This is a genomic window from Novisyntrophococcus fermenticellae (genome assembly GCF_018866245.1).
Taxonomy (GTDB): Bacteria; Bacillota; Clostridia; order Lachnospirales; family Lachnospiraceae; genus Novisyntrophococcus; species Novisyntrophococcus fermenticellae.
In genome coordinates, this window is record NZ_CP076458.1 from 1,371,167 (window position 1) to 1,398,114 (window position 26,948).

Sequence of the window (26,948 nt, forward strand, 5' to 3'; positions counted from 1 at the left end):
TATTTGAACGTTGTGTTAATTTTCGAAGACCCCTGACTTGCTCTGAGTCTTATAAGCATTTTTACCCTTTGGTGAGCGATAGTCCTGGCGGCGCTTTTCCGGCCTGCTGTAATTCCTGCCTCCGGAATTTTTACCGGGCTTTCCGGAACGGCTGCTGCGTCTCCCGCTTCCGAACTTGTCCTCTCTGCTTCCATATCTTCTGTCGCTTTTCGGAGCTGTGCGGTATACGATGTCTTCTATAGAAGAAAGCCGTTTATTTTTCTTCTGTGCTCTCTCGCAGAGTACTGCGGCAATTTCTACAGGGGAATGACCCTTTGCAGCCATATTTTCAATAAAGGTTATCCATTCCGGGCTCACTCCGGCGGCTACGGATTCCAAGAGGGTATCTTCAAAGGAAGAAGTCTGATTTTTCAGAACGATATCTTTGGAAGGAATGCGTTTCTCCTCTATTCTTGCATCAATATACCGCTCAATTTCATGAAGCTGATTCAGCTGCATGCGTCCGGAAACCAGTGTGTAGCTGGCGCCTTCTTTACCGGCACGTCCGGTACGTCCAATCCTGTGAACATAGTATTCCAGCTCCTGAGGAACATCATAATTAAATACTGCTTCCACGTTATCCACATCGATACCGCGGGCAGCCACATCTGTTGCTATCAGAATTCTGGCACGTCCGGATTTGAAGTCACGCATTACGGAATTTCTCTGGTTCTGTTTCAAATCACCATGTATCCCTATTGCTTTATATCCGCTCTCACGGAGAGCTTCCGACAGTTCGTCGACCATACGCTTGGTGTTGCAGAAAACAAGACATTTTCTTGGTTGTGTATATTCTAAAAGGAGCTTCAGGGCATCACTTTTTTGTTCTTTTGGTACATAATAAAAGCTTTGATGAATCATAGCTGCGGTTTTCTGACCTTTATCTGCTTTTACAAATACGGTCTCGGTCTGAAATTCCTCTGTGATTTTTAAGATTTCAGGGGATAGAGTTGCGCTGAACAGAATTGTCTGCCGCTGCGTGGGAGCACTTTCCAGGATTGTACGGATATCATCGATAAATCCCATATTCAGCATCTCATCAGCTTCATCCAGCACAATTGTTTTCAGATGATCCAATTTCAAGGTTTTCCTGCGCATATGATCCATGATACGACCGGGAGTGCCTACTACAATCCGTGCCCTCTTTAAAGAACGAATCTGACCGTCCATAGGCTGGCCGCCATAGATGCAGGCTACACTGATGCTGGGGAGATATTTTGCATATTTACGGATTTCTTCCGTAATCTGGAGAGCAAGCTCTCTGGTAGGTGCCAGGATCAGCACACTGGACCTGTCAGAATTTTCAGCCGTCCGCTGTACCAGCGGGAGACCAAAAGCAGCTGTTTTTCCAGTACCTGTACTGGAACGCCCGGTTACATCCTGGCCTTCTAAAATTGAAGGGATGGAACCGGCCTGGATATCTGTTGCTTCCTCATAACCCATCTCAGAGACGGATTTAAGGATTTCTTTGCGAAGATTTAATTCACTAAAATTCATGTTATACCTATTCTTTCTTATTATTCTTTAAGACACATCTTTATAGTTTAGCATACTTTACGCTAAAAATACAGAGAAATCCGCAAAACTGATGATTTTGCGAAAAACCTTTGAAAAAAGAAGAATATGTGGTATGATTTAGTACACTAAGTACACTATAGAATATGAGATAATGCAATCAGGAGGAGATTCGATGGAAAAAGAAGTGACTTCCAGGAATTTTATTGAACAGGCAATTGACAAGGACCTGGCAGAAGGAGTTTATGATCATGTATGTACGAGGTTTCCACCGGAACCCAACGGATATCTTCATATCGGACATGCAAAATCAATTCTATTAAATTATGGTCTGGCCAGGCAGTATCAAGGGCAGTTCAATTTACGTTTTGACGATACCAATCCGACCAAAGAGAAGACAGAATTTGTGGAGTCCATAAAAGAGGATATCCAGTGGCTCGGTGCAGACTGGAAGGAGCATTTGTATTTTGCATCGGATTACTTTGAACAGATGTATGAGGCGGCGGTGAAACTCATTGAAACAGGTAAGGCTTTTGTATGTGATCTGACCGCAGAGCAAATCAGAGAGTATCGTGGAACGTTAAAAGAACCTGGGAAGGAAAGCCCCTACAGAAACCGGAGCGTGGAGGAAAACCTGGAATTATTTAAAAGGATGAAAGAAGGAGCGTATGCTGACGGAAGTAAGGTGCTGCGCGCAAGAATCGACATGGCATCACCCAACATCAATATGCGCGATCCGGTTATCTATCGTGTGGCTCATATGACACATCACAATACAGGTGATAAGTGGTGCATCTATCCGATGTATGACTTTGCCCATCCGATTGAAGATGCAATTGAGGGGATTACGCACTCCATCTGTACACTTGAATTTGAAGATCATCGTCCGCTCTATGACTGGGTGGTCCGTGAAGTGGGATTTAAGATGCCGCCGCGGCAAATTGAGTTTGCAAAACTGTATCTGACCAATGTTGTTACAGGAAAGCGCTATATCAAGAAACTGGTGGAAGAGGGAATCGTGGACGGCTGGGACGATCCGCGTCTTGTCTCTATTGCTGCACTCAGACGGCGTGGATTCACACCGGAATCTATTAAACTGTTCGTAGAACTCTGCGGAGTATCGAAAGCACAGAGTTCTGTGGATTATGCTATGCTGGAGTATTGCATCCGTGAGGATCTGAAGTTGAAAGCACCGCGTATGATGGCAGTACTAAAGCCTGTAAAGCTCATTATTGACAACTATCCCCAGGGGCAGACTGAGGAACTTGAGGTTCCAAATAATCTGGAAAATCCTGAACTTGGTACCCGGAAGGTTACTTTTGGACGTGAACTTTATATTGAACAGGATGATTTTATGGAGGAACCGCCAAGAAAGTATTTCCGGTTGTTTCCGGGGAATGAAGTCCGTCTGATGAATGCTTACTTTGTTACCTGTACACGTTTTGAAAAGGATGAATTTGGAGATATCACAGAGATTCACTGCACTTATGATCCTGCATCAAAAGGAGGAAATTCCCCGGATGGACGGAAGGTAAAAGGAACCATTCACTGGGTAGAGGCTTCTACAGCATTGAAAACACAGTGCCGCTTATATGAGAATATCATTGATGAGGATAAAGGTGTTTACAACGAGGATGGTTCTTTGAACCTGAATCCTGACTCCCTGACCATATTAAAAGAATGTATGCTGGAGTCCAATTTTGCAGGTGCAAAGGCTTATGACAAGTTCCAGTTTGTGAGAAATGGATTCTTCTGTGTGGATTCGAATGACTCAAAGCCTGAAGATATGGTATTTAACCGGATTGTTTCATTAAAGAGTTCATTTAAACTTCCATCACAGAGATAAGAGTTGTGCACAGGTTGCGTGTGAGGAGGCATTGGTAATGAAGGAACTGTTGATTTCATTGGAACATAACGGCGGTATACCGCTCTATGAACAAATCTACCAGTATATAAAGACTGAGATAGCTGACGGAAAAATCATAGCTGGTGAGAAGCTTCCTTCTTCAAGGGCCTTGTCCAGGCAGCTTTCCGTGAGCAGAAGTACAGTAGATTTGGCATATGAGCAGCTGGAATCCGAAGGTTATCTGGAAAGCCGGCCCTGTATAGGGCATTTTGCCTGTGATATCGAGGGTTTCGTTCAAGTGGAGCCGAATAAAGGAAAAACAAGCCAGGCACCAAAGCGTAGAAGAGAAGGATATAGTATTGATTTTGCGGTAAATGGAATTGACCCGGGGGGCTTTCCCCAGAACATATGGAGAAAGATTTCCAGACAGGTATTGTCTGATGAGGATGCCGGAATGTTTCAACTGGGGGACAGCCAGGGAGAATGGAAGCTTCGTGAAGCCATTGCCAGTTACCTGCATCACGCCAGAGGAGTGGAGGCAGTGGCGGAACAGATTGTGGTCGGCGCAGGGAATGACTACCTGTTGATGCTGCTTTCTATGCTTCTGGGGAAAAGCAGTAAAATTGCCATGGAGAATCCCTCCTATGACAATGCATGGAGGTGTTTCAGAAGCCTGGGCCATGAAGTTGTGTCGATTCCTTTGGATGAAGCCGGTATGAAGCCCTCAGAGCTGGAAGAAAGCGGTGCCAGGATTGCCTATGTTATGCCTTCCCACCAATTTCCCATGGGAATGGTTATGCCTTTAAAAAGAAGACTTCAGCTTCTGGCATGGGCGAAAAGGCAGTCTGGAAGATACCTGATTGAAGATGATTATGATTCGGAATTTCGGTATATAGGAAAACCAATCCCTGCTCTACAAGGATATGATCAGCATGAGACAGTGATTTATATAGGGACATTTTCAAAGGCAATTGCACCCTCTATCCGTATCAGTTATATGGTACTGCCGGCAACTTTGCTGCAGCAATATCGGGAGTTGGGAAGTAATTTTTCGGTGACTATATCTAAGGTGGATCAGAAAATCATTGAAATATTCTTAAGAGAGGGATATTTTGAACGACATCTGAACAGAATGAGAGCTTTATATAAGGGAAAACATGATCTTATTTTGAAAAATCTAAAAGATATGACATCTATCTGCCAGGTCTTCGGCGAGAACGCGGGGGTTCATCTGCTGTTGAAATTAAAGAACGGGATGACTGAAGAAGAGGCTTGCAGGCTTGCCAAAGAAGCGGGTATTAAGGTATATCCTTTGCTGGCGTATTTTCCGGACTGCCGACAGGCAGGCGATGGGGAGGGGATTCTTTTGGGATATGCAACCCTCAAAGAAGATGAAATCCAAAGGGGAATGAATATTTTAAAAGAGGTCTGGAGTTAGGTGGTCATATACAGTGACCGATAGTATCCTTTTGGTCCATAAGCCTGCTGAACAAAACGGTACTACCGGTTTCTGTTCTATTAATTACTATTCTGTAATTGTTTCTTTGATTGCGTCTGTTATATCTTCTGCCTTATCTTTTACAGCATCTTTTAAATCTGTTGCCGCATCTTTGACATCTTCAGTAACATCCATGGCTGCAGACTTAAGATCCTTTGTGATATCTGCTGCCGTGTCTGCTATATCATCTTTCAGATTCTGTGCTTTTTCTTTCAGGCTGTCCGCTTTGTCAGTCACATCTTTTGGAATGGTTGTGTAGCTGCGTTCAGTCTTCTCAAATTCATCTGAAAAATCATCAAAATCTTCATCCAGAGATTTTCGGTCATTCTTAACGATATTAAGGTATGCAATAACAGCACCTGCGGCGGCGCCTATACAAGCCAATCCGGCAATGGCTCTTCCAACTTTTTTTGACATAGTATATATCTCCTTCCGGTCAAAAAGGTATGCGGGTGACTTGAAAATAATATGAATCAGCCACCATACCTACATAGTATACACTGTTTTTAAAAAAAAGAAAGTAAAAAGTGTATTTTCGTACATTTCTCCTATAAAGTTATAAAAAAATCGTGAAAAATAACGGATTAAATAATGCATGGTGTTATACAGCGGTATTCAAGATCTGCTGAATGGGCCATCATAGCAAAAATCGATTAATTACTTCGGCAACACCACTGTGGTTGCAGTCATTTTGTGTTATATAGTCTGCACACGTCTTAACCTTCAGTCCGGCATTCGCCATGGCTGCACCCACCCGGGCTGTTCGGATCATAGTTATATCATTCTCTTCATCACCGACTGCAACGGTGGAGGACAGCGGAATGTTCAGATACCTGCATAGGTGGTAGATTGCGGCTCCCTTGGAAACACCATATGGGACATGTTCCAGATACCAGTCACTGGAGTAGAAGATGGATATCTTAAAATCTGCCCATTCTTGCATATCATGCCGGTAATCATCCAGAATACTGTGGTCCCCGGACATGTTGATAGCAAGAATTTTGAGGGGCTCTTCGGTAAGATGGTTTAAGAGATCCGGAATGATCTTATAGGGTGTGTGGGTTACATGGGTGTAAAACTGAAGCTCCGGTGTCATTTGTTCCGAGATTACATACTCACCGGCGTATGTGTGGCAGTGTATGCCCCTCTTTGATGTTTCACGGAAAACATGCCGGGTGTAATCCAGGGGTATTGTCTTTTGAAAAAGAATTTTACCGGAGTGACAATCATATATCAGTCCACCGTTGCAGGTCACGGCATAACAGCCTTCCTGTTCCAGACCTAGCTCTTGAATATGCTCCAGGCAGCCGCTAAGCGGACGTCCGGTATTTATGACTATTTTATGACCGGCACGCAGTGCCTTGTTTACAGCCGATATATTCTCTTCTGTAATTTCCTTATCTGCATTCAGCATTGTGCCGTCTAAATCGGAAAAAAGTATTTTTGAATCCATATGCCTCTCCTTTATCTATAAGAATAAGTATAATAGAAAATGCCGGAATAGGCAAGGCTGTGTTATAATTCACCAGACTGTACATACTTGAAATACCGTTTCCGTTGATGGTATACTGTAGATGATAAATTCGAAAGAAAGGCATTGGGATGATAAAAGCTTGTATATTTGACTTAGACGGAACTTTGGCGGACACAGTAGAATCCATAGCACATGGAATCAATCATACGTTGGAGCACTTTGGTTATACACCGCGTCCGGTGGAAGAATATAATTATTATGCAGGGGATGGCATAGATCTCGCGTTAAAAAGAGCCCTTGCGGCAGCGGGTGATGAAGAGGGGATACATCTGGAAGAGGGAATACCACTGACCAGGATGTACTTTGGAAGCAATCCTTTGTATCATGTGAAGCCATTTCCCGGCATTACAGAGATGCTGGATGAACTGAAAGAAAAAGGTATTAAGATGGCGGTATTGTCCAATAAGCCTCACGAGGCAGCTATATATGTAGTCTCCTCACTGTTTGGTAACAGGATGTTTGACTGGATACAGGGACAGTCACCGGATGTACCGAAGAAGCCGAATCCAAGAGGGGCATTGACGATAGCCCAAAGATTTGACATAAAGAAGAAAGAAATCATGTATTTAGGAGATACTGATACAGATATGAAGACGGGAAGGGCAGCAGGCATGTATACTGTAGGGGTGACCTGGGGGTTCAGGACACAGGAAGAGCTGGAAGAAAATCATGCCTGTGCACTTGTAAGGCGGCCGCAGCAGGTGGTGGAATTGCTGGAAAAGCTGAACCGTTAACCGGAGGGATTGCTTTCAAATAGCGAAAAGGGAGAATAGAACTATGAGTATGTACAGCGAAGAATGCATTGAAACGTTTTTGGAAAAACAGGGACAACTTTTTGACCAGCCTGTGGCTGATAATTATGATGAAGCAGAAGCTTTTCTGGAAGACTGCCTGGCTGTGGAAGTGGAAAGCATTGCAGAGGTTCGGGAATATCTGGAGGAGAGCGGGATGGATGTGGACGGTATGTCTGAAGAAGAACTTACAGAGGCATCCGAAGTATTTCTTCTACCCAGCGGCAAATACCTAATCGTCGAGGGGTGATTCCCTGGAATGCTGAATAACTGCGTATAATGGAGGGATACATGAATGAAATAGAGGAACTTATAAAGAGGCAGAGAAGCTTTTACCGGAAGAGCAGGACAAAATCTCTGGGATTCCGTTTAAAGGCATTGGGACGACTGGAAACAGCCGTCAGAATGCACGAGGAAAGCATAGAGACAGCATTACAGAAGGATTTGGGAAAATCCGGCTTTGAATCGTATATGACGGAAGTAGGCATGGTATATTCGGAATTGAGATACATCAGGCGGCATCTGCGCCTCTGGAACATGGATCATGAAATTTTAAGCCCACTGGCTCAGTTTCCTTCCAGAAGCTTTGTGAGGTCAGAACCTTATGGGGTTGTTCTGATCATGGCTCCCTGGAATTATCCGTTTATGTTGAGTCTGGAGCCGCTGATTGGTGCAATTGCCGCGGGAAATTGCTGCATCGTGAAGCCGTCTGCCTATGCACCCCATACCTCATCCATATTAAGCGTTATACTCAAGGAAGCATTTCCCGAGCAATACGTTGCTGTAATAGAGGGAGGGCGGAAAGAAAATACGGAATTGCTGGAACAAAGGTTTGACTATATCTTCTTTACCGGTGGAGTGGATGTGGGAAAACTGGTGATGGAAAAAGCTGCCGCCCACCTGACGCCGGTGACTTTGGAGCTTGGGGGAAAAAGTCCTTGCATTGTGGAGAAATCTGCTGATTTAAATATGGCGGCCAAGCGGTTGATATTCGGAAAATTCCTGAATTCCGGGCAGACCTGCGTTGCACCTGACTATGTTCTGGTACAGGAATCAGTGAAGGAAAAGTTTCTGATTTATGTAAAAAAATGGATTGTAAGGATGTTTGGAGAGGACATTTTCCAGAATGCGGATTATCCGAGAATCATAAATGAAAAACATTTCAAGCGCCTTCTGAATCTTATAGAGGACGGAAATGTACTGATTGGCGGGAGGTATCAGGAGGAAACGTTACAGATTGAACCCACGATCTTGTATCCTGCAGATTCAAAAGACCCAGTGATGCAAGAGGAGGTTTTCGGTCCGATTCTTCCGGTTTTAACCTTTGCTTCTGCAGAAGAGGCAATACAATTTGTAGCAGACAGAGAGAAGCCGCTGGCTCTGTATCTTTTCACCCAAAATCGCCAGCTGGAGAAAAAGCTTTTAAGAGAGCTGTCCTTCGGAGGAGGATGTGTGAATGACACTATAATTCATCTGGCAACATCCAGGATGGGGTTTGGCGGAGTAGGAAGCAGCGGGATGGGGAGCTATCATGGGAAAAAGTCCTATGAAACATTTACACACCAGAAAAGTATAGTGAAAAAGTCAACATTAATAGATCTTCCGATCCGCTATCAGCCATATGGATCTGAGAAGAAAAGACTGCTGAAATTCTTTTTATAAAAATTTTAGAATTAAGAAAATCCCATATTTATCATATTTTCGGGACTCTGCTAGCACTCATTCCAAATGAGTGCTAATTTTCTATTGACTTTTATCAAAGGGAGTACTAAGATATCCTTTAGAACATGTAACAACAGATTGTGATACGGGATCTGTTAAGTTACGGAAGAAAACAGGAAAAGGAGTGTGAGACCATGGCAGAGAAACATGGCAGTCTTTCAATTAACAGTGAGAATATATTTCCGATTATTAAAAAGTGGATGTATTCCGACCATGATATTTTCATCCGCGAACTGGTATCCAATGGCTGTGATGCCATTACAAAACTTAAGAAGCTCGAGGTAGTCGGAGACTATCAGTTTCCGGAGGAGTATAAGGCAAAAATTGAAGTCATAGTAAATCCGGAAGAAAAGACTCTGAAATTTATTGATAACGGCATTGGTATGACTGCTGATGAGGTCGAAGAATATATTACCCAGATTGCATTTTCCGGTGCAACTCAGTTTTTGGAGAAGTATAAGGACAAGACAGATAAAGATCAGATCATCGGTCACTTTGGTCTGGGATTTTATTCCGCGTTTATGGTTGCAGGATTTGTTCATATAGATACGCTTTCATATCAGGAAGATGCAGTTCCCGTACACTGGGAGTGCGATGGCAGCACAGAATACAGCATGAAAGACGGCAATAAGACGACTTGTGGAACAGAGATTACTTTGTTTCTAAACGAGGAAAGTCTTGAGTTTGCGAATGAATACCGCGTACGTGAAGCTCTTGAAAAGTATTGTTCCTTTATGCCGGTGGAAATCTTCCTTTCAAAAGCGAATGCCCCTCAGGAGTATGAGACCATAGATGAAGCTGATTTGAAAGAGGATGATGTTGTAGTAGAGCATATCCATGAAGAGGCTAAGACAGAAGAAAAGGAAAATGAAAACGGAGAGAAGGAGGTAGTTGAAGTTTCGCCTGCAAAAGATAAGGTGAAGATCAACAAGCGTCCGGTATCTATCAGTGACATACATCCGTTGTGGGCAAAACACCCGAATGAATGTACAGAAGAAGAGTATAAGGAATTCTACCGTAAGGTATTCAATGACTACCGTGAACCTTTGTTCTGGATTCATCTGAATATGGATTATCCGTTCAACCTTAAAGGAATTTTATATTTTCCGCGGATTAACACCGAATACGATTCTATCGAAGGAACCATTAAGCTTTATAATAACCAGGTATTTATCGCTGATAATATCAAAGAGGTTATACCGGAATACCTGATGCTGCTGAAGGGCGTCATCGATTGTCCGGACCTGCCGCTGAACGTATCCAGAAGTGCACTGCAAAATGATGGATTTGTAAAGAAAATTGCAGATTACATTTCCAAAAAGGTAGCTGATAAGCTAAGCGGAATGTGTAAGACGGACCGCGAAAATTATGAAAAGTATTGGGATGATATCAGTCCTTTCATTAAATTCGGCTGTATTAAGGATGAGAAGTTTTCCGGAAAAATGATGGATTATATTCTTTATAAGAACATTGATGGAAAGTATCTGACACTCTCTGACTGCCTGGAAGAAAATAAAAAGCCGGAAGAGACTGAAGAAATAAAAGAGGCAGAAGAAGCAGAGGTACAGGAAACTGACACAGAAACAGCTGATACAGATAAAGTAGAAGAGGTGAAAGAGCCGGATAAGACTTCTGTTTTCTATGTTACGGATGAGACACTGCAGAGTCAGTATATTAATCTGTTCCGGGAGCAGGGAAAGGATGCGGTGATTTTAAAACACAACATTGATTCCGCATTTATCTCCCATGTAGAACGAATCAAAGAAGATGTCAGGTTCCAGAGAATTGATGCTGATTTATCCGGGGATATGAAAGATGATTCTATAGATCTCACAGAGGAAAACAAGGCATTAAACGAACTGTTTAAGAAAAATCTGAACAGACAGAATCTGGAAGTACAGGTAGAAAATCTGAAGAATGACAGTATTTCTTCCATGTTGACGGTTTCCGAGGAAGACCGCCGTATGCAGGATATGATGAAGATGTATGGTATGGCGGGGATGGATCCCTCCATGTTTGGCGGAAAAGAAAAGCTTGTACTGAATGCCGGTCATCCTCTTGTAAAATATCTGTTTGAGCATGGGGACGGAGAACATGTATCTTCGATATGCGAGCAGCTTTATGATCTTGCATGTCTGGGCAACAAACAGCTGGCTCCGGAACAGATGACAGCGTTTATCAAACGCAGCAATGAAATCATGGTACTTTTAGCGAAGTAATACACCAGGCCTGTACACTTTTGTACAGGCCTGTACTAGTTGTCTGTGAAATCAATGTCCTGACGGATAAGAAATTCCCGGAGTGCATGATCCAGGGCTTCCTCCAGGGATTTGTCCAGCGTGAAGATGCGAAGCGAAGTCCCCGTAGTAAGAACCAGGGTCTCACCATTGTACTGGCAGTTTAAAAAAAGTCCAAAGACATCATCGGGAGTTATACTCATCCCGCTCCGGGCAATCAGAAGTTCTGTCTCATCCCTGGGAAATAAAAGTACAATTTTAAAGGAGAGAGGGGTGCGCTTTCCTTTGATGACGGAAAAGCAAAAGGACTTAATATCCTTCCAGAGGACCTGTTGCTGACCGGAAGAGCGCAGCTCTTCGGCAGTATCAGCCTCAAAGAAATCCTGATGCAGGAGTCCGTCAATGGAAAAGGTGACAAAAGTCGTAATAGATGCTTCTGATACATAAAACCGGTCAAAGGTATCCGAAATCAAAAGGCGGTTCATAAAATTTTTAAGACTGGTAATCGTAAGGGCGATCATTTCACAGCCATCCTTTCTTCTTAAAGTACCATATCTCGCCTATTACAATCACAGCACAGGCTGCAATCAGAATAAAGTAGGCGGAAGGCTGCTGCAGTTCAGGCATATTATTAAAATTCATGCCGTACCATCCGGTGATGATAGACAACGGGAAAAAGATTGTGGTAACTACAGTCAGAATTCTCATCGTATCATTCTGACGGAGATCGATATTTCCCTGATGCATCTCGCGGATCTGATGCGCATATTCCCGGAGCATCTGTGTATTATCATAAAGTCTGTCCACGCGCGCTAAAAGCCGCTGAAACTGGACGGAGTATTCCTCAGGAAAGAAGTTATTTATGTTCTCAGACAGAATTTCAAACATATCCATCATCTGCTGGTAATAAGAGTGGTATATCAACAACTCCCGCCGATCTGTCGTAATGTTTCTGTTCAGCTCTCTGGGCAGGATATCGGTAAGAGATTCCTCCATGATGGCCAGGCGCTTTTCATAATGCTGAAGCAGTACGGTATCTCCATCGATTAAAGACTCCATGAATTCAAAGAAAAGCCTGTAACTGTCATTGATGGAGGTAAAGACTTCATTTAAAAACAAGGACATGGTCTCACTTAGATGTTTTTCATCATCAACGATGACAAGATGCTGTTTCTCAAAGTAGAAAATCAGGGATATCGTTGAAGACTGAGGTGTTTGCTTATCGGGAATTAACAGGGTTCCGATGATGGCATCCGGCAGCATCTCTATCTTGCAGTAGCTGATACTCTCACACAGGTTCCGCATGAATTCCTTACGATAGCGGAGATCCTTGCAGAACTCCTTTGCCTGTTCAAAATTCAGAAATTCAAGGACTTCATCCTGAGAATCGGCCGTGGCCTCCTCTCTGATTTCCTGAAGATGTTTATTTATAATATAACGCATAGCTATAGTCCTTTCCAAACAGTTTACCACGAAAGAAGGCAGATTCCAACAGAGTAAGTATACCTTTTGTAAAATGGTTATGCAAGGGAAATTGTTCATAAAAAATACTATGCAAATGCCCCTATCTGTGATATAGTGTAGTTGACATGTGGTAATGAAAACTACATCGCTAAGTGATAAAACAGAACTATGGAGGCATTTATATGAGCTTTAAGATTATTATAGATAGCTGCGGAGAATTAACACCCGGGATGAAGAAGGATACCAGAATCGTATCCGCACCATTGACTTTGGAAGTGGGAGGTGAGACGTTTATTGATGATGATAACTTCTGTCAGAAAGAATTCCTCGAAAAGGTGGCTGCGAGTCCGGAGTGCCCGAAATCTTCCTGCCCGTCACCAAAGTTTTATTATGACAGTTTTAAAACCGGGGAGGAGCATCAATATGCGGTAACGCTTTCCTCAGAACTCAGCGGTTCGTATAATAGTGCCAGATTAGGCAGGAATATGGCCCTTGACGATCACCCGGAACACAAAATCTATGTATTTAATTCCAGATCCGCCTCTGTAGGTGAGACGCTGATTGCTGAAAAAATTGTGGAATGTGAAGAAAAGGGCATGTCATTTGAAAAGGTGATTCACACGGTGGAGGAGTATATTTCCCGTCAGAATACTTATTTTGTACTTGAGAATCTTGAGACCCTTCGGAAGAATGGACGTCTCAGTAACTTTAAAGCATTCTTTGCAACTGCACTTAAGATCAAACCGATCTGTGCTGCTACGCCGGAAGGAGAGATATGTCAGTTAGGCCAGGCACGGGGAATTAACAAAGCCCTGGTTAAGATGGTTGATTATATTGTGGAAAAGGCTGTTGACAGTGAGCATCGTACGCTTGCAATCACTCACTGTAACTGTCCGGAGAGGGCCCAGATGGTTCTGGATGCGATTCTGGGAAGAATAAAGGTCAGGGATTTCTTTATTCTGGATACTGCAGGCGTCAGTTCCATGTATGCCGGTGACGGTGGAATCATTGTAGTATTGTAAAAGCTTTTAAGATGTAGTATACTGGATTAAAATGTAGGGGCCGAAGATATTTTGACCTCCGATACCTGCATGAAAGGACGTTAAAGGAGATAAGGACATGAGCCAGGAGAAAGTTGAAAAGTATAAGCGGGAGAAAGCCAACCGTGAAAAGATCATGCGCCGCGAAAGATGGATCCGCCGTCTGGAATATGGCGGTTCGGCAGTTGTGCTGCTGGCATTGGTTGTGTGGTTCAGCTTTGCTGTATATAAGAATGTGGAATCGGGCAGTGCTGTCAGTACGACCACTACCGAGATGGATGTAACAGCGGTTCAGGACTATCTGAACAACTTAAGTATGGAGAACTAAACTAGTATAGGCGACATTAAATACCACAATAGTAAGTACAACGTTTTGCCCAAATACCCACGCATGTGCGTGGGTATTTGGTGTAGTGAGAATTCGGATTCCGTACGCACGTGAAAAGGGCAGATGCTTTAGCATCTGCCCCTGACGCGTTCAATCAGTTTTAGCACTTTTCTACGTTAGCCGCTTGCATACCACGGTTTCCTTCAACTAAATCATAAGTTACAGCCTGACCCTCTTCGAGAGATTTGAAACCGTCACCCTGAATAGCTGAGAAGTGTACGAATACATCAGCTCCGTCTTCTCCGGTAATGAAACCATAGCCTTTTTCTGCATTGAACCATTTTACTGTTCCGTTCATGTTGTTACCTCCATAACATTAAAAAATAAATAGTGAAGCAAGCGACTTTTTGAATAAAAAATTCACTAGCTATTACAGACTATATTCGTGAATAACAATATAATCTCTAATAACTAGTGACTCATATACATCCACAATTCCGTTTGCTAGGATTCATTATAGTCTGAATGGTAAGAAAAGTCAAGGGAAAACAATGCAATTTTCAGTAAAAAAATATAACAGTTCAGCGGCATCAAACTAAGGGCTGAACTGTTATAAAAAAATCCGAAACAGGACGTCATGGGGAGGGATTCAGTGCTTGAAATATGGTGCTGTTTCTTGTATACTCATATTGGACTATTATAGGAAGTACTAATCCGATTTAATAGATAAAATGCAGGGAAACATAGAGAAAGGAGCAGTATCAATATGAGCTTATTGATAAAAAACGGAAGGATAATTGATCCCGATACGCGGCTTGATGAAATATGTAACTTGTATATTGATGGGGATAAGATTGTAAAGGTAGAAAAAAACCTGGAGATGGATGCCGAAAGGGTAATCGATGCATCTGGATGCTATGTTATGCCCGGACTGATCGATCTGCATGTTCACCTGAGGGATCCGGGTCTTACTTATAAAGAAGATATTGAAACAGGGTCTCTCGCGGCTGCGAAGGGCGGATTTACAACCATAGTGGCTATGCCGAATACAAAACCGCCTATTGATTCTCCTGACAGAGTCAGCTATGTGCATGTAAAGGCCGGCCAATGCTCACCGATTCATATATTGCAGACAGGATGCGTTACGAGAGGCATGAAAGGGGAGGAGCCTGCGGATATCAGAGGTATGGTGCAGGCGGGGATTCCTGCTGTTACTGAGGATGGAAGGTCGGTGATGAATGCAAGGGTCTATAAAGAGGCCATGGAGCTGGCAAAAGAGTGTAATATACCGGTGTTCGCCCATTGTGAAGACATCAATCTGGTACACGGCGGATGTATGAATGAGGACGAGCATTCAAAAGCCTGGGGACTTCCGGGAATTACGAATGCAGTCGAGGACGTGATTGTGGCAAGAGATATTCTGCTGGCGGATGAAGTAGGTGTACCGCTTCATCTGTGTCACTGTTCTACCAAAAACTGCTACACCATAGTTAAGAAAGCCAAAGAGGAGGGGGTTCAGGTAACTGCAGAGGTATGCCCCCATCATTTTACTCTGACAAGTGAAGATATGGTGGAAGGGGACACCAATTATAAGATGAATCCGCCGTTGCGGACAAAGGAGGATCTGGAATACCTTCTTAAAGGGCTGAAGGAGGATGTGTTTGATATTATCAGTACAGACCATGCCCCTCATAGCAGGGAAGAAAAGCAAAACGGGATGAAAAAGGCCCCATTTGGCATTGTAGGGCTGGAAACCAGTGTGGCACTGACCATAACAGAATTGGTTAAAACAGGGATCATTACCCCCATGCAGATGGCCGAGAAGATGAGTGGAAATCCCGCAAAAGTCATTCATCAGGAGCGAAAGGGATCTCTGGCGGTGGGAAAGGATGCAGATATCACTATCATTGATCCGGATGCCGCGTATACAATAGAGCCTAACACTTTTGTTTCAAAAGGGAAGAATACGCCCTTTGGAGGGAAAAGGGTATACGGAAGGGTTACTTATACGATTTGCGGAGGCAAAGTAGTGTATCAGGCGTAGCGGTGTATCAGTAAAGAACCGTATTAGTAAAGAACAGAGGAGAAACTTATGATAAATAAATTAATAGCGAATATCAAAAGGACAAAAGCCCCGATTGTTGTGGGGCTGGATCCGATGCTGGATTACGTGCCGGAGCATGTGCGGAAAAAGGCATATGAAGAATACGGGGAAACACTGGAGGGTGCCGCAGAGGCGATCTGGCAGTTTAATAAGACAATTGTGGATGCTGCTTATGATCTGATTCCTGCTGTAAAGCCTCAGATTGCCATGTATGAGCAATTTGGAACTGCAGGCATGAAGGCTTACGAAAAGACAGTGTCTTACTGTCAGGAAAAAGGACTTGTGGTAATCGGAGATATCAAAAGAGGAGATATTGGTTCCACGTCAGAGGCATACGCCGCAGGACATCTGGGAAAGGTTCAGGTAGGCAGCAGCACGTATGCAGGTTTTCATGAGGACTTCGCTACTTTAAATCCTTATATGGGAGCTGACAGCGTCAGACCTTTTATGAAGGTCTGCCGGGAAGAGAAGAAAGGTCTGTTTATTCTTGTCAAGACTTCCAATCCTTCCAGTGGTGATTTTCAGGACCAAAAGCTTAAAGATGACCGATGCCTGTATGAATTGGTGGGCGAGAAAGTAGCCGCGTGGGGTGAAGAACTTATGGGTGGGGATTATAGCTATATAGGGGCAGTAGTTGGCGCAACTTATCCGGAACAGGGAAGAATGCTTCGGAAAGTGATGCCTAAGGCCTTCATTCTGGTACCCGGATACGGAGCACAGGGAGGAAGGGGAAAAGACCTTGTACATTTCTTCAATGAAGACGGTCTGGGTGCCATCGTAAACTCTTCCAGAGGTATCATAGCAGCTTACAGACAGGAAGCATATGAGAGCTATGGTCCGGAGAATTTCGGAGAGGCTTCCAGACAGGCAGTTCTGGATATGGTTTCTGATATTAACGGGGCACTGGAGGCTGTAAGATGAAAAGAAAAGAATGGTGTACGGTCATCTCTCAGGACGAGCTGACATCCGGTATTTACAGCATGTGGCTGGAAGCGAAGGACATGGCGTCAGAGGCACAGGCAGGTCAGTTCCTGTCTGTCTACTGTAATGACGGAGCAAGGCTTTTACCCCGTCCCATCAGTCTGTGCGAAATTGATAAGGAGAAAGGACTGCTGAGAATCGTTTACCGGGTAGCTGGAAAGGGCACCTATGAACTTTCTGAACTACAGGCGGGTGACCGGGTATCTGTTCTGGGACCGCTCGGCAACGGTTTTCCTCTGACAAAAGCAGAGGGCAGAACCGTATTTCTCATAGGCGGTGGGATTGGGATTCCTCCTATGGTGGAGACGGCAAAGCAATTGAATGCTGAAAAAAAGATTATTGCCGGGTACAGGGACAGGAATCTTTTTCTTACAGAAGAGCTTGAAAATGCCGGGGAAATATATATTTCCACAGAGGACGGAAGCAAAGGTACGAAGGGAACGGTATTGGATGCCGTCCGCCTGGAGGGACTGAAGGGGGATATCATCTTTGCCTGCGGTCCGACACCGATGCTGCGGGCGATAAAGGCCTATGCTGCGGAGCATGAGATGGAGTGCTATCTATCACTGGAGGAACGGATGGCCTGCGGCATAGGAGCCTGCCTGGCCTGTGTCTGCCAGTCCCGGGATGTGGATTCGCACGCACATATCCACAATAAAAGAATATGCAAGGATGGTCCGGTATTCGAGGCTTCGGAGGTGGAATTTTGATGAATACAAAAGTGAATATAGCCGGTGTTGAATTTAAAAATCCGGTTACAACAGCCTCAGGAACCTTTGCCTCCGGCGAAGAATACAGCGAGTTTGTGGATTTAAACCGCCTGGGTGCGGTGACGACTAAGGGCGTGGCAAACGTTCCATGGACAGGGAATCCCACTCCCCGGATTGCGGAGGTCCACGGCGGAATGCTCAATGCTATCGGGCTGCAGAACCCCGGTATGGAGGTTTTCTGTAAAAGGGATATTCCGTTCTTAAGAAGATATGATACAAAAATCATCGTCAACGTCTGCGGAAAAACAACAGAAGACTACTGTAAAGTGGTGGAACGGCTATCCGGTGAGGATGTAGACCTGTTGGAAATCAATATTTCCTGCCCGAATGTAAAAGAAGGGGGAATTGCATTTGGTCAGCAGCCGAAAGCAGTGGAGGCCATAACCAGAGAGGTAAAGAAATATGCAAAGCAGCCGGTGATTATGAAACTTTCACCAAATGTTACGGATATTGGAGCCATGGCTAAAGCAGCAGAGGCAGGCGGAGCGGATGCCCTGTCCCTGATTAATACATTGACAGGCATGAAAATTGATGTGGACCGAAGAACTTTTGCAGTTGCCAACAGGACAGGAGGGCTGTCAGGTCCGGCGGTAAAGCCTGTGGCACTTCGCATGGTCTATCAGGTGGCTCAGGCAGTGGGGCTTCCGATTATCGGCATGGGCGGAATTGCAACAACGGAGGATGCACTGGAGTTTCTGCTGGCCGGTGCCACGGCTGTAGCTGTTGGAACGGCGAACTTTTATAATCCCTATGCTACGGTGGAAATTGTGGAGGGCATTGAGGCATATATGAAAAAAAATAAAATAGATGATATTCAGGAATTAATCGGTGCCGTCAGGTAAGCGTTTGATTCTGCACGAAAGGAAAGGGGGTTCAGATGAATGATCATCAATCGGGTGCCGTCCGGCTGACCAGAAAATTGGTTTGTATTGACAGTTCAGATCCCGGCGCATATGAAGAGGAGATAGAAAATTATATTTTTAAGTATCTTTCGAAACTGGGAGTCTCTGTAACTAAAAAAGAGGTTCTTCCGGGAAGATTTAACATCTTCGCAAAGATTGAAGGCAAGATTGATGACCCTGCACTTGTGTATATCTGTCATATGGACACAGTCACTCTGGGGGATGACTGGACGTTTGAGCCTTTAGGCGCGGAGCTAAAAGAAAATAGAATCTACGGCAGAGGAGCCTGTGATATGAAATCAGGACTGGCCTGCGCATTGACTGCATTTGGCAGAATTGCAAAAGAGGTAAAGGAAGGCAGAATTCCGGAACATTCTTTTATCTTTATCGGGACGGTGGATGAGGAAAATTTCATGCGTGGAGTTGAAGCAGCGATAAAAGAAGGATGGGTCACTTCCAAAAGCTGGATTCTGGACACCGAGCCTACCGATGGCAAGATCAGAGTTGCACACAAAGGACGCACCTGGTTTGAAATTATGGTAAAGGGAATCACGGCTCATGCCAGTACACCGTGGAAAGGGGCAGATGCAATTGCGGCAATGGCGGAAATTATCTCAAGCATCCGGAATAAGATTGCAGACTGTCCTGTACACCCGGAGCTTGGGAGTTCTACAGTGACCTTCGGCCAGATTGAAGGAGGATATCAGCCTTATGTTGTTCCTGACTCCTGCAAGGTCTGGATTGATATGCGCCTGGTCCCGCCTACAGATACAAAAGCTGCGATTGCTATTGTGAAGGCTTCAATCACAGAGGCAAAAAGTAAGATACAGGGAATAACCGCTTCCTGGAATATTACAGGTGACAGACCTTATGTGGAAAAGGATGAAAACTCATTTCTCCTAAAAAAACTCAAAGAAACCTGTGAGAAAACACAAAAGGAACCAACAGAAGTATCTATTTTTACCGGATATACGGATACGGCAGTAATTGCGGGAGTCTTAAACAATCATAATTGTATGTCTTATGGGCCCGGAAAACTGGAGATGGCACATAAGCCGGATGAATTTGTGCCTGTTGAAGATATACTCCGCTGTGAAGAAGTACTCTGGAAGCTGGCAGAAAATATTATATTTGAAAAACAGGCGGTATCTGTGTTAAAATCATAGGGTCAAAACTTTTTGATCCCTAATACCTACGGAGGATTTGAAGATGGAAGCATACAAACAGGAATTTATCGAATTTATGGTGGACAGCCAGGCCCTTAAATTTGGTGATTTTACATTAAAAAGCGGCAGAAAATCCCCATTTTTTATGAATGCAGGGGCCTATGTAACCGGTGCGCAGCTTAAGAAGCTTGGTGAATATTATGCGAAGGCCATCCATGACAACTATGGATTGGATTTTGATGTTCTCTTTGGGCCTGCTTATAAGGGAATACCCCTTTCGGTGGCGACTTCCATGGCGATAAGTGAACTTTATGGAGCGGATATCCGCTACTGTTCCAATCGAAAGGAAGTAAAGGATCATGGGGATACCGGAATTTTACTGGGAAGCAAGATCAAAGATGGCGACAGAGTAGTGATTATCGAAGATGTGACGACTTCGGGTAAATCGATTGAGGAAACCTTTCCGGTTATACGGGCCCAGGGAAAAGTAGACATCAAGGGGCTGATTGTATCCCTGAACCGTATGGAAAGAGGTAAGGGAGAAAAGAGTGCCCTTGAGGAAATTCAGGAAAGATATGGTTTCCCGGCACATGCAATTGTGAGCATGGCAGAGGTGACAGAAGCACTGTATAATAAGCCTTACAGAGGAAAGATTATCATAGATGACGAGATGAAGGCGTCTATAGACGCATATTACGGAGAATATGGCGTAAAATAATCATAATGATGTGATCAGTACAACCATTAAGGAGCGTATTTAGATGAATGAGAAGATATATAAAACTATGAAATCGGTTGGTGGCGGCAATATCGCACTTGGAATTATCGTTTTGGTGACTGGAATAGCTTCCGGCATCCTGATGATTGTAAATGGAGCATTGCTTTTAAAGAAAAAAAGTGAAATCACGTTTTAACTGCAGAGTTGCCAAAGGACTGATACCAGAAGGTACCGGTCCTTAAAGTCGTTTTAGAAGGGATTCATTTTGAAGATAGAAACTAAGAAAGCAGTTCGTCTGTTGGGACGTATTTTTTTTATTATATATATATTGGCCCTTGTTTATTTTTTATTTCTTTCCGAAGAATATGGCAGACGGTCGATGCAAAATCAGGATTATCACTATAATCTTATTTTATTTCGGGAAATCAGAAGATTCTGGGTTCACAGGGATAAGGTAGGAGCGGTGGCAGCATTTTTAAATATATCCGGCAATATCATAGGATTTCTTCCATTTGGATTTATCCTGCCTGTGATGCATCGTAATCTGAAGAATTTCTGGCTTGTAACATTACTTGGACTGGCATTGAGCCTTCTTGTAGAGACACTGCAGCTGGTGCTTAAAGTGGGATGCTTCGATGTGGATGATCTGTTGCTGAATACGGTCGGCGCATCCATGGGCTATATGATATTTCTTATTTGCAATAGAATCAGGAGGTTTTGCTATGAAGAAGTTTAAGTATTCGTTTGCGCCGGATGCCAATGCCAGAGGAGGAGTGGAAGCTACGGCAGGGGCAGGTATTTCACTGTTTTTTCTGTTGGTGGCTTCGGTTATATCCTTCGCTTTGGAAGGCGAAGGCGGAGCTGTGCTGGGAGCCGTGGGTCTGTTTTCCTTTCTGGTATCCGTTTATGGGTTTTATCTGGGTATCAAAAGCTTTTCGGAGAAGCATGTGAACCACAGATATAGCATTATCGGCTCCATGTCGAGCGGTATACTGGCCGTGCTGTGGCTGGGGCTGTTTCTGCTTGGAGTTTCGTAAATCATGGAGAAAATGTCAGGAGGATTATGGTTATGGATGAATTATTAAAAGAACGTTATACGCTTGCGATGGAGCGGGTCACTCAAATCAGCCAGGAGGCAGAGACTGCTCCGGCATTTCAGGAATTCTTTATGAGGGAAGCCAGATTCCTGGTTCATATGGACGAGCTTCGCAATCTGGTCCGGGAAAATCGTTTTAAAGAGATGCCCCTGATACAGCTGCGGGAATTCAATCAGGGGCTTTATGAAGAAGTGTTGCCGGAGAATTATGAGACCTGTTATGGAAATCCGGCATATGCAGCCAAACAGTTCGGAAAAGACTATGGACAGGTTTTGAGTGTACTCTACATGGAACTGCGAGGGATGATTGTACATGCTTATGAACAGCGTTATTGGGATATGGGGATTGGTCTTGAACTGTTTCTGGAAATTTATCATATGTTTGCGGCAGACGGATATCCCGAGGTTCAGTATCTGAAGGAAAGTATCTACTGGTATATGAGTGATTATGCAGATGAACTGATGCAGCAGAATGTGGACGGTGTGGTTGACCCAAGGCAGCAGTTTGCCGTTGCTATCATCATGAAAGCAGACCTGACTGACATCAGATATCTTTATCAGTTTGGAGAATATATTACGGAGTCGGAAGAGAGAACAGCTTCCTTTTTGAATACGCTCCCGGCAGAGGAGATTGATTCCATGGCCCGGACGTATACGGAAGGGTATCGTATTGGATTTATCGCAGGGAATAAGCCCATGGAGAAGAAAAAGACAGTGAATATCCGCTATGTACTGGGCTTTGAGAGGATTGTGCGAGCTGCCATCAGACAGTTTGCCGACATGGGTCTTCAGCCTACGATATACCGGGCTCCGGTTCATATGATTCAGAAAAACAGAAAAGGCCGGAACGGCTATTATGGTGCAATTCCAAATCCGCAGTTTGATTTTGACCACAGAAATGATGCGGCTTTATTTATGGATAAAGATTTTATTCAGCGAAAGCTGCGCGCACTCCAAAACGCATATGAAAATCAGAAAGAAAATGCGGCAGAACACGGGGGACCGGCGGTCATGGAAATCTTTGGAGGCAGGCCATTTGAACCTGAAGCATGTAAAGATGCACTCTCCTATACCCCGGAGCAGCAAAAGCTTCAGGTGCAGTATGATCTGGAAGCCGGACAAATTGTGAACCGCTATATCATTGGGGAGGAACGAAGCTTTACGATTATCGCTTATCCGGTGCCTGAAATCGGTGATCGCTTTGAAGAGATATTCAGGGAAACGGTGAAGGTTAATACGCTGGATTATAAAAAATACCAGAGAATTCAGCAATGTATTATAGATGTCCTGGATCAGGGAAACAGAGCCCATATTGTGGGAATGAACGGGAACAGAACAGATCTTACGGTGCAGTTCCATGAATTGCAGGATGCCGGTAAGCAGACGAATTTTGAAAACTGTGTAGCGGATGTGAATATTCCTGTGGGTGAGGTATTTACATCGCCGCTTTTAAAGGGAACAGAGGGTGTGCTTCATGTCAGCAAGGTATTTCTGAATGAACTGAATTATGTGGATCTGGAGATTCATGTTAAGGATGGCATGATTCGGGATTACAGATGCAGAAACTTCGATGATGAGGATGCAAATCTCAACTATATAAAAGAAAATGTGCTGTTTAACCACGAAAGCATTCCTATGGGAGAATTCGCTATCGGGACGAATACCACTGCCTATATGATGGCTAAGAAGTATCAGATTGGAGATAAGCTTCCGATTCTGATTGCGGAAAAGATGGGACCGCATTTTGCATTTGGAGATACCTGCTACAGCTGGCAGGAGGATACCCCTGTGTACAATCCGGACGGAAAAGAAATAATTGCCAGAGATAATGAGACCTCTCTGCTGAGAAAAACAGATGTAAGCAAGGCATATTTCGGATGCCACACGGATATTACTATTCCCTATGATGAACTGGGATTGATTGAGGTTGAAAAACCGGATGGCAGTAAAGTTGAGATCATCCGGAACGGCAGGTTTGTATTGGCAGGTACGGAGGAACTGAATGAACCGCTGGATGAATACCAATGATAGAACAGAGAAACTGCCACCGGCAGTTTCTCTGTTCTATCATTTGCACCTGTATGCGATGATTGCCACTTTTCCTTTTCCGGGATGTTTTTTGATCACGTATTTCTCGGGAAATGCCTCGAGCAGTTTTGTCAGTTTGATGAAGCCGAATGTTCTTACGTCGAAATCCGGCTTCGCTCTCTTGATGTACTGGCCTGCGAGACTTACATTGACATACCCGTCATCGTCCTGAAATTTGTCGGATGCAATTTTTAACAGCTTGTGTATTTCATTGATATCGTTTGTGCCGTCATTATTATCGCTTGTCTCAGCATCAGGGACAGTTCCCCTTGATTTACCATTATTGGCTTCACCCTTCTTAGAGAGCTTTTCAGACTCCGTATTGAGATTTTCCAGAAAAATAAATTCATCACAGCTGTTTCTGAAAGCTTCCGGTGTTTTCTTTTCACCTACACCTATTACATATACACCGGATTCATGCAGCGTGATTGCAAGTGGTGTATAATCACTGTCACTTGCGACAATTACAAATCCATCATAAAGGTCTTTATGAAGCAAGGATATGGTATCAATGACGAGAGCCATATCCGTTGCATTTTTACCGGAAGTATAGTCAAATTGCTGCTGAGGTCTGATGGCCAGTCTCATGATTTCATTTTCCCAATTTTTTAAGGTGTCCTTTTTCCAGTTTCCGTAGGCTCTTTTCACTACAATACGGCCATGCGTAGATATCTCCTGTATGACATCCTCGAGCTTTGACAATTGTGTGTTGTCAGCATCGATTAAAAGTGCAATTCGTTTTAAGTTTCTCATAATACTCCTTTCTTAATCCCATTGTAAATGACAATGAAACAGAAAGCAATATATAATCTTCTTGACAAGTATCCAGGAGTTAAGTATTATAAACTTATAAGTAGATATAAAATTAATGATTCTACATATAAGCAAAGCTAATAAATATACATGAGAGAAGGAGAGCGGCATGGCAAAGGTTGGTATTGTAATGGGAAGTGATTCTGATATGCCGGTTATGAGCAAGGCAGCAGAGATGTTGGAAGTGTTTGGTATTGAGTACGAGATGACCATCATCTCTGCCCACAGGGAACCTGATGTGTTTTTTCAGTATGCAAAGAGTGCAGAAGAGAGAGGATTAAAAGTTATCATTGCAGGTGCAGGTATGGCAGCACATCTGCCCGGTATGTGTGCGGCGATTTTTCCGATGCCGGTCATAGGCATTCCGATGCATACGACTTCTCTGGGAGGGCGTGACTCTCTATATTCCATCGTTCAGATGCCAAGCGGTATCCCCGTGGCCACGGTTGCAATTAACGGCGGAGCCAATGCTGGTATTCTGGCGGCGAAGATATTATCCGTATCGGATCCGGCTCTTCTTTCAAAGCTCAAAGCGTATTCTGAAGAGCTGAAGGAGCAGGTAGTGGCCAAAGATGTCAGACTGCAGGAAGTGGGCTATAAAAATTACAGTAAATAAGCCGATGGGAGGGCAGGAGGATGAAGATGGATTACAAGAAGGCCGGTGTGGATATTGAGGCCGGTTATCGTTCCGTAGAATTGATGAAAGAGCATATAAAGAAGACCATGCGTTCCGAAGTTTTGACCGATATCGGGGGATTTTCAGGGGCATTTTCTATCGATAAATTTAAAAATATGGAAAGGCCGACACTTGTTTCGGGTACCGATGGTGTCGGAACCAAATTAAAGCTGGCTTTTTTGCTGAATAAGCATGATACAGTTGGGATTGACTGTGTGGCGATGTGTGTCAATGATATAGCATGTGCGGGTGGGGAGCCTTTGTTTTTCCTGGATTATATCGCCTGCGGTAAGAATGTGCCGGAAAAGATAGCCGAAATTGTTAAGGGAGTGGCCGATGGCTGCACGCAGGCGAATGCTGCTCTGATAGGTGGGGAAACGGCCGAGATGCCGGGATTTTATCCGGAAGACGAATATGATCTGGCAGGATTTGCTGTAGGAATCGTGGACGAAAAAAATCTGATTACCGGAAAAGAGCTTTGCCCGGGGGATGTTTTGATCGGGATCGCATCCTCCGGAGTGCATAGTAACGGATTTTCCCTGGTTCGTAATGTGTTTGAGATGTCTGAAAAAGCTTTAAATACCTATTATGAGGAGTTAGGACGGACTTTAGGTGAGGCTTTGCTGGAACCGACCAAAATCTATGTCAAAGCGTTACAGAGTATCCGGGAAGAAAACATTCGTATCAAAGCCTGTAGTCATATCACAGGGGGCGGATTCTATGAAAATGTGCCGCGTATGCTGAAGGATGGTGTAAAAGCCGTTATTACAAGGGACAGCTATCCGGTTCCCCCGATTTTCAATCTGTTGGCTAAAACAGGTGATATAGATGAGAAGATGATGTATAATACCTACAATATGGGAATCGGCATGATTGTGGCGGTTGATCCGGCAGACGTCAGGTGTACCATGGAAGCCGTCCGAAATGCAGGCGAGATGCCGTATCTGATTGGCCATATCGAATCCGGAGAAAAGGGAGTTGAGTTATGTTAAAGCTGGCGGTTATGGTATCGGGAGGCGGAACGAATCTGCAGGCCATTCTGGATGCGATTGAGGCCGGCGGAATAACGAATGCTGAGATTTCCGTGGTAATCAGTAATAATCCCGGTGCTTATGCCCTTAAGAGGGCACAGAGCCATGGAATAGAGGCAGTCTGTATTTCTCCGAAATCTTACGAGACTAGAGAAGCGTTTCACCTCGCTTTGCTTGAAAAACTTCAATCCTGTAAGGCAGAGCTGGTGGTTCTCGCAGGCTGTCTGATTGCAATGCCGGAGTTAATCGTGAAGGCTTATCCCAACCGGATGATTAATATACATCCTGCATTGATACCGTCCTTTTGTGGTATGGGATACTATGGATTGAAGGTTCATGAAGCGGTGCTTGCAAGGGGTGTGAAAGTAACCGGAGCTACTGTACACTTTGTGGACAGCGGTATGGATACCGGCCCGATTCTTTTGCAAAAGGCGGTTGAGGTCCGAGAAGGTGATACCCCCAAAATATTGCAGAAGCGTGTGATGGAGGAAGCTGAGTGGGTGATCTTGCCGTATGCCATAGATCTGATTGCCAATGACAGGATTCGTGTAGAAGATGGATTGGTAAGAATTCTGAAATAAAGGAGTAC

General features: G+C 44.1%; 28 protein-coding genes. 21 read left to right on the top strand and 7 right to left on the bottom strand.

Annotation, left to right across the window (positions count from 1 at the left end):
- Positions 1-15: 15 nt before the first annotated feature.
- Positions 16-1,536 carry a DEAD/DEAH box helicase gene (locus tag KNL20_RS06125; protein ID WP_230399724.1) on the bottom strand — a complete coding sequence of 507 codons (1,521 nt, stop codon included), beginning with the start codon at positions 1,534-1,536 and terminating at the stop codon, positions 16-18.
- Between the two features lie 193 nt (positions 1,537-1,729).
- Between KNL20_RS06125 and KNL20_RS06130 the strand changes: the two genes are divergently transcribed.
- Both KNL20_RS06130 and pdxR read left to right on the top strand, forming a co-directional pair.
- Positions 1,730-3,400 carry a glutamine--tRNA ligase/YqeY domain fusion protein gene (locus KNL20_RS06130; RefSeq protein WP_230399725.1) on the top strand — a complete coding sequence of 557 codons (1,671 nt, stop codon included), beginning with the start codon at positions 1,730-1,732 and terminating at the stop codon, positions 3,398-3,400.
- A 37-nt stretch (positions 3,401-3,437) separates the two neighbouring features.
- Positions 3,438-4,838 carry a MocR-like pyridoxine biosynthesis transcription factor PdxR gene (gene pdxR / locus KNL20_RS06135; RefSeq protein ID WP_230399726.1) on the top strand — a complete coding sequence of 467 codons (1,401 nt, stop codon included), beginning with the start codon at positions 3,438-3,440 and terminating at the stop codon, positions 4,836-4,838.
- An 87-nt stretch (positions 4,839-4,925) separates the two neighbouring features.
- On the opposite strand, the gene KNL20_RS06140 is transcribed toward pdxR, so the two are convergent.
- Positions 4,926-5,315 carry a hypothetical protein gene (locus KNL20_RS06140; RefSeq protein WP_230399727.1) on the bottom strand — a complete coding sequence of 130 codons (390 nt, stop codon included), beginning with the start codon at positions 5,313-5,315 and terminating at the stop codon, positions 4,926-4,928.
- Between the two features lie 220 nt (positions 5,316-5,535).
- The gene (locus KNL20_RS06145; RefSeq protein WP_230399728.1) at positions 5,536-6,351 is read right to left on the bottom strand and encodes a Cof-type HAD-IIB family hydrolase; all 816 of its coding nucleotides are present in this window, start codon (positions 6,349-6,351) and stop codon (positions 5,536-5,538) included.
- Between the two features lie 149 nt (positions 6,352-6,500).
- Here KNL20_RS06145 and KNL20_RS06150 point away from each other — a divergent pair, with 149 nt between their 5' ends.
- From KNL20_RS06150 to htpG, 4 genes are all read left to right on the top strand, one after another.
- The gene (locus tag KNL20_RS06150) at positions 6,501-7,166 is read left to right on the top strand and encodes an HAD family hydrolase (RefSeq protein ID WP_230399729.1); all 666 of its coding nucleotides are present in this window, start codon (positions 6,501-6,503) and stop codon (positions 7,164-7,166) included.
- 43 nt (positions 7,167-7,209) lie between these two features.
- Positions 7,210-7,473, top strand: a complete 264-nt coding sequence (locus KNL20_RS06155; RefSeq protein WP_230399730.1) for a glyoxalase — start codon at positions 7,210-7,212, stop codon at positions 7,471-7,473.
- A 41-nt stretch (positions 7,474-7,514) separates the two neighbouring features.
- The gene (locus KNL20_RS06160; RefSeq protein WP_230399731.1) at positions 7,515-8,885 is read left to right on the top strand and encodes an aldehyde dehydrogenase; all 1,371 of its coding nucleotides are present in this window, start codon (positions 7,515-7,517) and stop codon (positions 8,883-8,885) included.
- 194 nt (positions 8,886-9,079) lie between these two features.
- Positions 9,080-11,164, top strand: coding sequence for a molecular chaperone HtpG (gene htpG, locus KNL20_RS06165; protein ID WP_230399732.1), 2,085 nt, complete (start codon positions 9,080-9,082; stop codon positions 11,162-11,164).
- 35 nt (positions 11,165-11,199) lie between these two features.
- On the opposite strand, the gene KNL20_RS06170 is transcribed toward htpG, so the two are convergent.
- Together KNL20_RS06170 and KNL20_RS06175 are read right to left on the bottom strand one after the other, a co-directional pair.
- On the bottom strand, positions 11,200-11,703 hold the full coding sequence (locus tag KNL20_RS06170; protein ID WP_230399733.1) for a DUF5721 family protein: 504 nt from the start codon (positions 11,701-11,703) through the stop codon (positions 11,200-11,202).
- Between the two features lies 1 nt (position 11,704).
- Entirely contained in the window at positions 11,705-12,625 is a 921-nt protein-coding gene (locus tag KNL20_RS06175; protein ID WP_230399734.1) for a magnesium transporter CorA family protein, read from the bottom strand.
- Positions 12,626-12,828: 203 nt separating this feature from the next.
- Between KNL20_RS06175 and KNL20_RS06180 the strand changes: the two genes are divergently transcribed.
- Complete coding sequence (locus KNL20_RS06180; RefSeq protein WP_230399735.1) at positions 12,829-13,668, top strand: DegV family protein; 840 nt, start codon at positions 12,829-12,831, stop codon at positions 13,666-13,668.
- A 97-nt stretch (positions 13,669-13,765) separates the two neighbouring features.
- Positions 13,766-14,014 carry a hypothetical protein gene (locus KNL20_RS06185; RefSeq protein WP_230399736.1) on the top strand — a complete coding sequence of 83 codons (249 nt, stop codon included), beginning with the start codon at positions 13,766-13,768 and terminating at the stop codon, positions 14,012-14,014.
- 160 nt (positions 14,015-14,174) lie between these two features.
- Here the strand turns inward: KNL20_RS06185 and KNL20_RS06190 are convergent, their stop codons facing one another.
- A complete protein-coding gene (locus KNL20_RS06190; protein WP_230399737.1) occupies positions 14,175-14,372 on the bottom strand; it encodes a cold-shock protein in 198 nt (65 codons plus the stop codon).
- A 408-nt stretch (positions 14,373-14,780) separates the two neighbouring features.
- Here KNL20_RS06190 and KNL20_RS06195 point away from each other — a divergent pair, with 408 nt between their 5' ends.
- From KNL20_RS06195 to KNL20_RS06240, 10 genes are all read left to right on the top strand, one after another.
- Positions 14,781-16,058 (top strand): dihydroorotase, encoded by a 1,278-nt coding sequence (locus KNL20_RS06195; protein ID WP_230399738.1) that lies wholly within the window; start codon positions 14,781-14,783, stop codon positions 16,056-16,058.
- Between the two features lie 48 nt (positions 16,059-16,106).
- Entirely contained in the window at positions 16,107-17,039 is a 933-nt protein-coding gene (gene pyrF, locus KNL20_RS06200) for an orotidine-5'-phosphate decarboxylase (protein ID WP_230399739.1), read from the top strand.
- The gene (locus KNL20_RS06205; RefSeq protein WP_230399740.1) at positions 17,036-17,809 is read left to right on the top strand and encodes a dihydroorotate dehydrogenase electron transfer subunit; all 774 of its coding nucleotides are present in this window, start codon (positions 17,036-17,038) and stop codon (positions 17,807-17,809) included. Before pyrF ends, KNL20_RS06205 begins: the two co-directional genes overlap by 4 nt.
- Complete coding sequence (locus KNL20_RS06210; RefSeq protein ID WP_230400048.1) at positions 17,809-18,711, top strand: dihydroorotate dehydrogenase; 903 nt, start codon at positions 17,809-17,811, stop codon at positions 18,709-18,711. The genes KNL20_RS06205 and KNL20_RS06210 overlap by 1 nt, the downstream gene beginning before the upstream one ends.
- A gap of 35 nt (positions 18,712-18,746) precedes the next feature.
- Positions 18,747-19,937, top strand: coding sequence for a M20 family metallopeptidase (locus KNL20_RS06215; protein ID WP_230399741.1), 1,191 nt, complete (start codon positions 18,747-18,749; stop codon positions 19,935-19,937).
- Between the two features lie 43 nt (positions 19,938-19,980).
- Positions 19,981-20,655: an orotate phosphoribosyltransferase gene (gene pyrE, locus KNL20_RS06220; protein ID WP_230399742.1), complete on the top strand. Its 675-nt coding sequence runs from the start codon at positions 19,981-19,983 to the stop codon at positions 20,653-20,655.
- Between the two features lie 43 nt (positions 20,656-20,698).
- Positions 20,699-20,851, top strand: coding sequence for a hypothetical protein (locus KNL20_RS06225; protein ID WP_230399743.1), 153 nt, complete (start codon positions 20,699-20,701; stop codon positions 20,849-20,851).
- Positions 20,852-20,920: 69 nt separating this feature from the next.
- On the top strand, positions 20,921-21,391 hold the full coding sequence (locus KNL20_RS06230; RefSeq protein ID WP_230399744.1) for a VanZ family protein: 471 nt from the start codon (positions 20,921-20,923) through the stop codon (positions 21,389-21,391).
- Complete coding sequence (locus tag KNL20_RS06235) at positions 21,378-21,692, top strand: hypothetical protein (protein WP_230399745.1); 315 nt, start codon at positions 21,378-21,380, stop codon at positions 21,690-21,692. The genes KNL20_RS06230 and KNL20_RS06235 overlap by 14 nt, the downstream gene beginning before the upstream one ends.
- Positions 21,693-21,724: 32 nt before the next feature.
- Positions 21,725-23,779, top strand: coding sequence for an aminopeptidase (locus tag KNL20_RS06240; RefSeq protein ID WP_230399746.1), 2,055 nt, complete (start codon positions 21,725-21,727; stop codon positions 23,777-23,779).
- Between the two features lie 39 nt (positions 23,780-23,818).
- Here the strand turns inward: KNL20_RS06240 and KNL20_RS06245 are convergent, their stop codons facing one another.
- Positions 23,819-24,592 (bottom strand): NYN domain-containing protein, encoded by a 774-nt coding sequence (locus KNL20_RS06245; RefSeq protein WP_230399747.1) that lies wholly within the window; start codon positions 24,590-24,592, stop codon positions 23,819-23,821.
- A 169-nt stretch (positions 24,593-24,761) separates the two neighbouring features.
- Here KNL20_RS06245 and purE point away from each other — a divergent pair, with 169 nt between their 5' ends.
- Genes purE through purN form a run of 3 tightly spaced genes read left to right on the top strand, consistent with a single transcriptional unit; the run spans position 24,762 to position 26,940 of the window.
- Complete coding sequence (gene purE, locus KNL20_RS06250; RefSeq protein ID WP_230399748.1) at positions 24,762-25,268, top strand: 5-(carboxyamino)imidazole ribonucleotide mutase; 507 nt, start codon at positions 24,762-24,764, stop codon at positions 25,266-25,268.
- A gap of 26 nt (positions 25,269-25,294) precedes the next feature.
- A complete protein-coding gene (gene purM, locus KNL20_RS06255; protein WP_329957509.1) occupies positions 25,295-26,320 on the top strand; it encodes a phosphoribosylformylglycinamidine cyclo-ligase in 1,026 nt (341 codons plus the stop codon).
- On the top strand, positions 26,314-26,940 hold the full coding sequence (gene purN / locus KNL20_RS06260; protein ID WP_230399750.1) for a phosphoribosylglycinamide formyltransferase: 627 nt from the start codon (positions 26,314-26,316) through the stop codon (positions 26,938-26,940). The genes purM and purN overlap by 7 nt, the downstream gene beginning before the upstream one ends.
- Positions 26,941-26,948 lie beyond the last annotated feature (8 nt).